Raw genomic sequence first — 8,160 nt, forward strand, 5'->3', positions numbered from 1 at the left:
AAGGTGATGGGGACCGAAAAGGCCTTGGGCATCCTGCCGCTCGGCACGCTCAACCTATACGCCAAGGACCTCGGCATCCCGCTTCCCATAGCGGAAGCCGTGCCCCTGCTGGCGCGCGGCACCATCAAGCCGATGGATGTTGGCGACGTCAACGGCACCGTCTTTCTCAACCATTCCGTCCTCGGCCTCTACCCGATGATGGTCCAGGAGCGGGAGGAGGTGCGGGAAAGCAGGGGCCTCAGCAAGTGGCCGGCCATGGGCATCGCCATGGTGAAGGCGCTCAAGGAGTACCCGCTGCTTCGTGTCAGGCTCCAGACCGACCGGGGAACTCGCCGAATCACCACGCCGATCCTGGCTGTCGCCAACAACCCCTATGACGAAGGTTTCGGCGCCTTCCTGAAGCGCTCGCACCTGGATACCGGCAAGCTGGCGCTCTACCTCGCCAAGCACCGCCAGCCGCTCAAGATGGCCAAGATGATGGTGGCGCTGGTGCTAGGAACCTGGCAGCGCGACGCGGAGCTCGAGGTCATGAGCCTGACCGAGTTCACGGTCAAGAGCCGCCGGCGCACCCTGAAGGTCGCCAACGACGGGGAGGTCCACCGCATGGAGGCGCCGCTCCACTACCGGATGCTGGCCGGCGGCCTGCGTATCCTGGTTCCGGCCGAGAACGCCGAAGCGGCCCCCGCCGAAGTGGAAGACAAACCCGCCGAAGCTCCGGGCGGCCCGCGCCGGGCGAGCGCCTGAGGCCAACGGCATGCGCACCGTCGCCCATATCTCCGACCTCCATTTCGGCCGCATCGACCCGCGCGTGGTCGAAGCGCTGGCGGAGGACCTGGAGGAGCAGAAGCCTTCCCTGGCGATCATCAGCGGCGATCTGACGCAACGGGCACGGCGCAGCCAGTTCCGCGAGGCGCGCGCCTTCCTGGACCGGCTGTCGATGCCCTACATGGTGATCCCAGGCAACCACGACATCCCGAACTTCAACCTGCTGGGCCGCTTCATCGACCCTTACCGCAACTACAAGCACTATATCAGCGAGGACCTGTGCCCGATCCACCAGGACGACGACCTTGTCGTGGTCGGCATCAACACGGTGCGGCCCTTGATCTGGGACTTCGCGGAGGGCCGGATCAATGCCAAGCAGATCGAGCGGATGCACAGGACGCTGAAGGCGGCGGGACCGGACCGTTTCAAGATCTTCTTCACCCACCACCCGTTTCTGCCGCCGCCGGACGCCCCGAAGACGACTCTGGTCGGCCGTGCCCGCAAGGCGCTGCGCCGGCTGGAGGACGCCGGGGTTGACCTGATGCTGGCCGGCCACCTGCACAAGGCGTACAGCGGCGACATCATGAGCCACCACACCAAGGTCGAACGCTCGATCCTGGTGGCCCAGGCCTCGACCGCGACATCGACCCGGCTGCGGAACGAACCCAACGCCTATAACTTCATCTCGATCGACGGCGCCGGCGAGGACGCTTCCGTCACTTTCCTGGTAAGGTCCTGGGAAGGGGCGCGCTTCACACCCGGATTGCTGAGCAGGTATGTCCGTAGCGGGACCCGCTGGGTGCTCCAGGAGCAAGATCCGGGATTGAGCCGGGTGTCCTGAACGGCGTACAGTCGCGGCTGCCAATAACGAGCTCCAGATCAGATGTTTACCAAGCTGTTCAACCGGCAACCTCCGCGGCCCGCCGAACCGCCGGTCACTTCTCCCGTCCCGCTGGTAGCCCCCGTTCCGGTGGCGGCTCCCTCCGTGACTCCGGCCGGCGCGCGGCAGCTCAATCTGCGCATGCGGCCCCGCCGCAACCGCGCCGATGCCTGGACCCGCCGTCTGGTGGCCGAGAGCCGCCTGACGACCGACGACCTGATCCTGCCGGTCTTCGCGCTTGACGGCGAGAACCGGCGCGAGCCGGTCGCGTCGATGCCCGGCGTCGAACGCCTGTCGCTCGACCTGCTGCTGGCCCATGTGGCGGAGGCGGTCGATCTCGGCATCCCGGCGGTGGCGCTGTTCCCGGTGACGCCGTCGGAACTGAAGACCGAGGACGGGCGCGAGGCGACCAACCCCGACAACCTGATGTGCCGGACCATCCGGACGCTGAAAAGCCAGTTCCCCGACTTGGGTCTGGTCGGCGATGTGGCGCTCGATCCCTACACCAGCCACGGTCATGACGGCCTGATGCACAACGGCGTCATCCTCAACGACGAATCGGTCGAGGTGCTGGTGGCCCAGGCCCTTGCCCAGGCCGCCGCCGGCATCGACATCCTGGCGCCGTCGGACATGATGGACGGCAGGATCGGCGCCATCCGCGACGCGCTGGACGGGCAGGAGCACCAGTTGGTGCGGATCTGCTCCTATGCCGCCAAATACGCCTCCGGCTTCTACGGCCCGTTCCGCGATGCGGTCAACTCCGGCGGTTTCCTGAAGGGCGACAAGCGCACCTATCAGATGGACCCGGCCAATACCGACGAGGCCCTGCGCGAAGTGGCGCTGGACCTTCAGGAGGGCGCCGACATGGTCATGGTCAAGCCCGGCATGCCGTACCTGGACATCGTGTCCAGGGTCAAGCAGACCTTCGCCGTGCCGACCTTCGTCTATCAGGTCAGCGGCGAGTACGCGATGCTGAAGGCGGCCTGCGCCAACGGCTGGCTCGACAACGACAAGGTCGTGCTGGAAAGCCTGCTGGCCTTCAAGCGCGCCGGCGCCGACGCCATCCTGACCTATTTCGCGATCGAAGCCGCCAGGATGCTGCGCGACCGCGCCTGAACCTTCGGGCGTGCCGGCTTAGCCGGCCGGCACGCCTTCCGGGTCCTCGCTGCCGCTGCGGTACCGGTAAGTCCCTTCGCCCAGTGCGACCAGTTGGTCTTGGTCGTCGAACACCTCGCACGTCACCATGAAGATCTTGCGCCCGCCGCCGCGCCGCCGTCCGACCGCGCGCAGGGTGCCGGCGGTGGCCTGCGACAGGAACGTCGTGGTCAGCGACAGGGTGACCGCACCGCGCTTGTTGCCTGGCACGGTGCAATAGGTCCCGGCGAAACCGCCAACTGTGTCGAGCAAGGTCGCGAGCACCCCGCCATGGACGACTCCCGCCCGGTTCAAGTGGCGCGGCAGGATCTCCATCGCCAGCACGGCGCGGTCCGGCTCCCACTCGGCCAGCAGATACCGCATGGTCCGCTGGAAGCCGGATGGCTCCTCCGGCGTCAGTAGAGGGTCGATGAAAGGCTCGTCTTCGGGGTGGAGGGACGACGGTGAATTCGACATAAGGCAGGCACCTGGACTCGCAGAGCGGATAACGTACCAGACCATAACGTTCGCCGGCGGCTTCGGGTACCATGGAACCACGGCTTCCCTGCCTATCCCACCGCGACCGTTTCCGGAGACACTATGCGGCTTTATGACGATCCCTGTTCGGGCAACGGCTACAAGGTCCGGCTGATCCTCGCCCTGCTCGGGCAGGCTTACGACTACGTCCCGCTCGACATCGACAAGGCGGAAACCCGGACGCCCGAGTTCCTGGCGAAGAACCCCAACGGCCGGATACCCCTGCTGGAACTGGACGACGGCCGCCTGCTGCCCGAATCCAACGCGATCCTGCACTACCTTGCCGACGGCACGCCGTTCCTGCCCACCGATCCCTTCGCCCACGCGCAGGTGCTGCAATGGATGTTCTTCGAGCAGTACAGCCACGAACCCAACATCGCGACCGTCCGATTCTGGCTGACCCACGGGATCGAGATGACGCCCTGGCTGCTCGAAGCGATGGAGCGCAAGCGGGCCGCAGGCTACGCCGCTCTGGGAGTGATGGACACCCATCTCCGGCAAACCCGGTTCTTCGTCGGCGACACCTTCACGATCGCCGACATTGCCCTCTACGCCTACACCCATGTCGCCCATGAAGGCGGCTTCGACCTGTCGGGTTACCCGGCGGTGACGGCATGGCTTGCCCGCGTGGCGGCCCAGCCGGGACACGTGCCGATCACCGCCTAATTCGGCAACCAGATCTCCAGCGTCCGTTCCCTGGGCTTCGGGGTGTAGGTGGTGAAGTCGAGCAGGCGGAACTCCCGTGGGTCGTTCCGCCCGCGATAGATCTGTCCCAGCATTCCCGCCAATGCCGTCGCGGCCTCCCGGTCGGCGGGGAAGAAGTACCGGACGCTCCCGGACGAAATGGTGCCCGAGATGCGCCGGATGTCGATGATGCTCAATCCCCCGCCGCGCAGTTGGCCGGCTATCTCGCTTGCCACGACCGTCTGAGGCTGGGTGGAGGAGTGGTGGACGAACAGCCGCGTCTGGCCGAGCGACGCCGAAGGCGCTGGTATTGGCGGCGGTGCGGGAGCCGCAGGCGCTGCCGCCACGGCGTTCTCCGGCCACTCCGGCGGCAAGGTGCGCGCGGGCGTCTCCAGCGGCAAGGGCAGGGGAGCGCCCTGAACGTCGGGCGCCACGATTCTCGCCTCTCTCCGGGGCGGCTGCGGCGCCGGGTCGATGCTGTTCAAGTCGCCCCCGATCAGCATAAGGAAAACGGCTACCACGCCGACGCCCGCAGCCAGCACCCCGACGATGAAGCCGGTCAGGAACCTGCTCGGCCGGCGTTGCTCCTTTGCGGTTCGGGAAGTTGGGGAAGCGGCCGGCCCCTCCGCCGGAGGCGCTGCCTCGGCCATCGCTCCGACCGGCTTCTTGAAGCGCGGGAACTCCGTCTCTCGGTCGGTAAATACCGGCGCGTGGCGGTTGTCGGATGGCTTCGGCTGCGGCATGGCGGCGGGTCCGATCTGGCTTGGGTTTCCCTCATTGGGCTCCAGGGCGGGCTCCGGATCGGGAGCAAGGCTGAAGCTTGGCTGGATTAAACCTGGCTTCAACTTTGTTATGGATCGAAAGCTGGCACTCTCAACCTCAACCTGTGGGCAGGTCGCCGCACACTATCGGATTTCTTTTCCACTCCTATTGGAATAACAATACTCCTTTTGCGAGAATCATCCTGAGCACGGAGCGACCATGCGAATTCCCCAGACCGTACTCAGGAAACTCCCCTTGGCGCTTTTAGTGCCATGGCTGATCGCGGCCTGCGGCCCGATCTACAGCACGAAAAACATCTATACGGCGCCCGATACCGTCAGCACCCGCGAATGCGTGCGGGACTGCAAGGCGGAGACGCAGGACTGCGTCGACCGCACCGAACGTTATTACAGGATGTGCGAGAGAGAGGACGAGGATCAGGCGGAGGACGCCTTCCGCCGCTATCGCCGCGCGCGGGAGGAGCAGAAGCTTCCGCTCAAGAAAAGCGTCTGGGACTTCAAGAGCATGGGCTGTTCAAGCTATCGGTCGGAGCACAAGTCCCAATGCGAAGCCCACTACGACGATTGCTTCACCGATTGCGGCGGCCGGATCACTCCCAAGCGGGAATGCGTCATGTTCTGCGAAGAGTGATACGGTAGAGTGAGGTGCCGGGCCATCGCCCGACACCCGGCGCCCCATCCCCCGGTTACGCCCTCTGCAACGGCTTGTACTTGATCCGGTGCGGCTGGTCGGCCTCGTGGCCCAGGCGGCGCTTGCGGTCCGCCTCGTAGTCCTGGTAGTTGCCCTCGAACCATTCGACGTGGCTGTCGCCCTCGAAGGCCAGGATGTGGGTCGCGATGCGATCCAGGAACCAGCGATCGTGGCTGATGACCACGGCGCAGCCGGCGAAGCTGTCCAGCGCCTCTTCGAGAGCTCGCAGGGTATCGACGTCCAGGTCGTTGGTCGGTTCGTCGAGCAGCAGGACGTTGGCGCCCGACTTCAGCATCTTCGCCAGATGGACGCGGTTGCGCTCACCGCCGGATAGCTGGCCGACCTTCTTCTGCTGGTCGGCGCCCTTGAAGTTGAAGGCGGCGACATAGGCGCGGCTCGGCATCGACCGCTTGCCCAGGTCGATGATGTCCAGCCCGTCGGAGATTTCCTCCCACACCGTCTTGTTCGGCGCCAGCGTGTCGCGGCTCTGATCGACATAGCCGAGCTTGGCGGTGTCGCCGACCTTAAAGGTGCCGGCGTCCGGCTGGTCCTGGCCGGTGATCAGGCGGAACATCGTGGTCTTGCCGGCGCCGTTGGGGCCGATCACGCCGATCACGCCGCCGGGCGGCAGCCGGAAGCTCAGGTCCTCGAACAGCAGCCGGTCGCCGAACGCCTTGGAGACGTTCTCGGCGTCGATGACCACGCCGCCCAGGCGGGGCGGGGTCGGGATGATGATCTGCGCCTCGTTGCTCTGCTGCTTGCCGCTCTCGGCCAGCATCGTCTCGTAGGCGGAGATACGCGCCTTGCTCTTGCTTTGGCGGGCCTTGGCGCCCTGCCTGATCCATTCCAGCTCGCGCGCCAGCGTCTTCTGCCGGCCGGCCTCGGTCTTGGCCTCCTGGTCCAGGCGCTTCTGCTTCTGTTCGAGCCAGGCGGTGTAGTTGCCCTCGTAGGGGATGCCCTGACCCCGGTCCAGTTCCAGGATCCAGCCGGTGACGTTGTCCAGGAAGTAGCGGTCGTGGGTGACCAGGACGACGGTGCCCTTGTAGTCTTCCAGGAACTTCTCCAGCCACGCCACCGATTCGGCGTCCAGGTGGTTGGTCGGTTCGTCAAGCAGCAGCAGGTCCGGCTTCTGGAGCAGCAGCTTGCACAGCGCCACGCGGCGGCGCTCGCCGCCCGACAGCTTGGTGACGGCGCTGTCCGGCGGCGGGCAGCGCAGCGCGTCCATCGCGATCTCGACCGTGCGCTGAAGGTCCCAGGCGTCGGCGGCTTCGATCTTCTCCTGCAACTCGGCCTGCTCGTCGATCAGGGCGGTCATCTCGTCGGGGTCCTCGACCTCGCCGAGCTTCATGCTGACTTCCTCGAACCGGTCCAGCAGCGCCTTGGTGCCCGCCAGGGCATCCATGACGTTTTCCTGGACGGTCTTGGACTCGTCCAGCTGCGGCTCCTGCGACAGGTAGCCGACGGTGGCGCCCTCGGCGGTCCAGGCCTCGCCGTTGTAGTCCTTGTCCATGCCGGCCATGATCTTCATCAGGGTCGATTTACCGGCGCCGTTCGCGCCGAGCACGCCGATCTTGGCCCCTGGGTAGAAAGACAGCCAGACGTTATCCAGCACCTTCTTGCCGCCGGGGTAGATCTTGGTCAGCCCCTTCATGACAAAGACGTATTGATAGGACGCCATGCGTCTCTCCGACCAAAAACTTGAAAAAGGGTGCGGCGGAACGCACCGCAACGGTAGCCCGCCGATGTTTGGCCTTATTTAGCGCATGCAGGCCGGCTTGGCGAGTCGCGAGGGAGCGTCGGCGGTCCCGGCCGTCAGGCCGTCAGCCGTTCTGCTGGATGATCATCTTCAGCATCGGATAGACCTGATTGGTCCAGCGCCGCCCGTTGAACACGCCGTAATGGCCGGCGCCGGTCTGAAGATGATGGTGCTTCAGATGGGGCCGCAGCCCGCTGCACAATTCCTGCGCCGCCAGGGTCTGGCCGACCGAGCAGATGTCGTCGTTCTCGCCTTCCACGGTGAACAGCGCCGTCCGCCGGATCGCCGCCGGGTTGACCGGCTGGTCGTGCCACTTCAACTCGCCCTTGGGCAGCAGACAGTCCTGGAACACGGTGCGGACGGTCTGGATGAAGAACTCCGCCGGCAGGTCCATCACCGCCAGATACTCGTCGTAGAACGTCCGGATGGCCTGCGCCTTCTCGACCTCGCCGGCGGCGAGATGCTCGTACATGTCGCGATAGGCCTTCTTGTGCCGCTCCATGTTCATCTGCATGAACGAGGCAAGCTGGACGAAGCCCGGATAGACCCGCCGCAGGGCGCCTGGATAGCGCACCGGCACGCTGGAGATCAGCTTCTGCTCGAACCACTCGATCGGCTTGGACGTCGCAAGCTCGTTGACCTTGGTCGGGTTGATCCGGGTGTCGATCGGACCCGCCATCAGCGTCATGCTGCGCGGCTGGGAGTGGTTGTCCCTTTCCGCCATAACAGCGACGGCGGCCAGCACCGCGACCGAAGGCTGGCAGACCGCCACCACATGGCAGTCGCGTCCCAGCACCTCGAAGAAACGGATCAGATGGTCCACGAAGCTGTCGAAGTCGAACCGCCCTTCCTTCAGCGGGACGTCGCGGGCGTTATGCCAGTCGGTGATGTAGACGTCGTGTTCGGCCAGCATCGTCTGGCAGGTACCGCG

Annotated in this window: 9 protein-coding genes; 5 read left to right on the forward strand and 4 right to left on the reverse strand. The window is 65.6% G+C overall.

Going from position 1 to position 8,160, the window contains the following annotated elements:
* From AC5JJ6_RS31265 to hemB, 3 genes are all read left to right on the forward strand, one after another.
* The coding region (locus AC5JJ6_RS31265) for a diacylglycerol/lipid kinase family protein (protein ID WP_496045791.1) at positions 1–744 on the forward strand (744 nt) is incomplete at its 5' end.
* Between the two features lie 10 nt (positions 745–754).
* Positions 755–1,606, forward strand: a complete 852-nt coding sequence (locus AC5JJ6_RS31270) for a metallophosphoesterase family protein (RefSeq protein WP_496045792.1) — start codon at positions 755–757, stop codon at positions 1,604–1,606.
* A gap of 180 nt (positions 1,607–1,786) precedes the next feature.
* On the forward strand, positions 1,787–2,761 hold the full coding sequence (hemB, locus tag AC5JJ6_RS31275) for a porphobilinogen synthase (RefSeq protein WP_496045799.1): 975 nt from the start codon (positions 1,787–1,789) through the stop codon (positions 2,759–2,761).
* Positions 2,762–2,779: 18 nt separating this feature from the next.
* Here the strand turns inward: hemB and AC5JJ6_RS31280 are convergent, their stop codons facing one another.
* Complete coding sequence (locus AC5JJ6_RS31280) at positions 2,780–3,256, reverse strand: PaaI family thioesterase (protein ID WP_496045793.1); 477 nt, start codon at positions 3,254–3,256, stop codon at positions 2,780–2,782.
* A gap of 123 nt (positions 3,257–3,379) precedes the next feature.
* Between AC5JJ6_RS31280 and AC5JJ6_RS31285 the strand changes: the two genes are divergently transcribed.
* Positions 3,380–3,982, forward strand: a complete 603-nt coding sequence (locus tag AC5JJ6_RS31285; protein WP_496045794.1) for a glutathione S-transferase family protein — start codon at positions 3,380–3,382, stop codon at positions 3,980–3,982.
* On the opposite strand, the gene AC5JJ6_RS31290 is transcribed toward AC5JJ6_RS31285, so the two are convergent.
* The gene (locus AC5JJ6_RS31290; RefSeq protein ID WP_496045795.1) at positions 3,979–4,743 is read right to left on the reverse strand and encodes a hypothetical protein; all 765 of its coding nucleotides are present in this window, start codon (positions 4,741–4,743) and stop codon (positions 3,979–3,981) included. The genes AC5JJ6_RS31285 and AC5JJ6_RS31290 overlap by 4 nt on opposite strands.
* Before the next feature lie 274 nt (positions 4,744–5,017).
* Between AC5JJ6_RS31290 and AC5JJ6_RS31295 the strand changes: the two genes are divergently transcribed.
* Positions 5,018–5,413, forward strand: coding sequence for an Aq_678 family protein (locus AC5JJ6_RS31295; RefSeq protein WP_496045796.1), 396 nt, complete (start codon positions 5,018–5,020; stop codon positions 5,411–5,413).
* A gap of 55 nt (positions 5,414–5,468) precedes the next feature.
* Here AC5JJ6_RS31295 and ettA read toward each other — a convergent pair whose 3' ends face one another.
* Both ettA and phaZ read right to left on the reverse strand, forming a co-directional pair.
* Positions 5,469–7,151: an energy-dependent translational throttle protein EttA gene (gene ettA / locus AC5JJ6_RS31300; protein ID WP_496045797.1), complete on the reverse strand. Its 1,683-nt coding sequence runs from the start codon at positions 7,149–7,151 to the stop codon at positions 5,469–5,471.
* Between the two features lie 142 nt (positions 7,152–7,293).
* The coding region (gene phaZ / locus AC5JJ6_RS31305; protein ID WP_496045798.1) for a polyhydroxyalkanoate depolymerase at positions 7,294–8,160 on the reverse strand (867 nt) is incomplete at its 5' end.

The organism is Skermanella sp., assembly GCF_059503625.1.

Excerpts from the sequence above, each read along its gene's own strand:
- AC5JJ6_RS31290 (WP_496045795.1), bottom strand. The coding sequence starts at position 4,743 with ATGCCGCAGCCGAAGCCATCCGACAACCGCCACGCGCCGGTATTTACC.
- hemB (WP_496045799.1), top strand. The coding sequence starts at position 1,787 with ATGCGGCCCCGCCGCAACCGCGCCGATGCCTGGACCCGCCGTCTGGTG.
- ettA (WP_496045797.1), bottom strand. The coding sequence starts at position 7,151 with ATGGCGTCCTATCAATACGTCTTTGTCATGAAGGGGCTGACCAAGATC.
- AC5JJ6_RS31270 (WP_496045792.1), top strand. The coding sequence starts at position 755 with ATGCGCACCGTCGCCCATATCTCCGACCTCCATTTCGGCCGCATCGAC.
- AC5JJ6_RS31280 (WP_496045793.1), bottom strand. The coding sequence starts at position 3,256 with ATGTCGAATTCACCGTCGTCCCTCCACCCCGAAGACGAGCCTTTCATC.
- AC5JJ6_RS31285 (WP_496045794.1), top strand. The coding sequence starts at position 3,380 with ATGCGGCTTTATGACGATCCCTGTTCGGGCAACGGCTACAAGGTCCGG.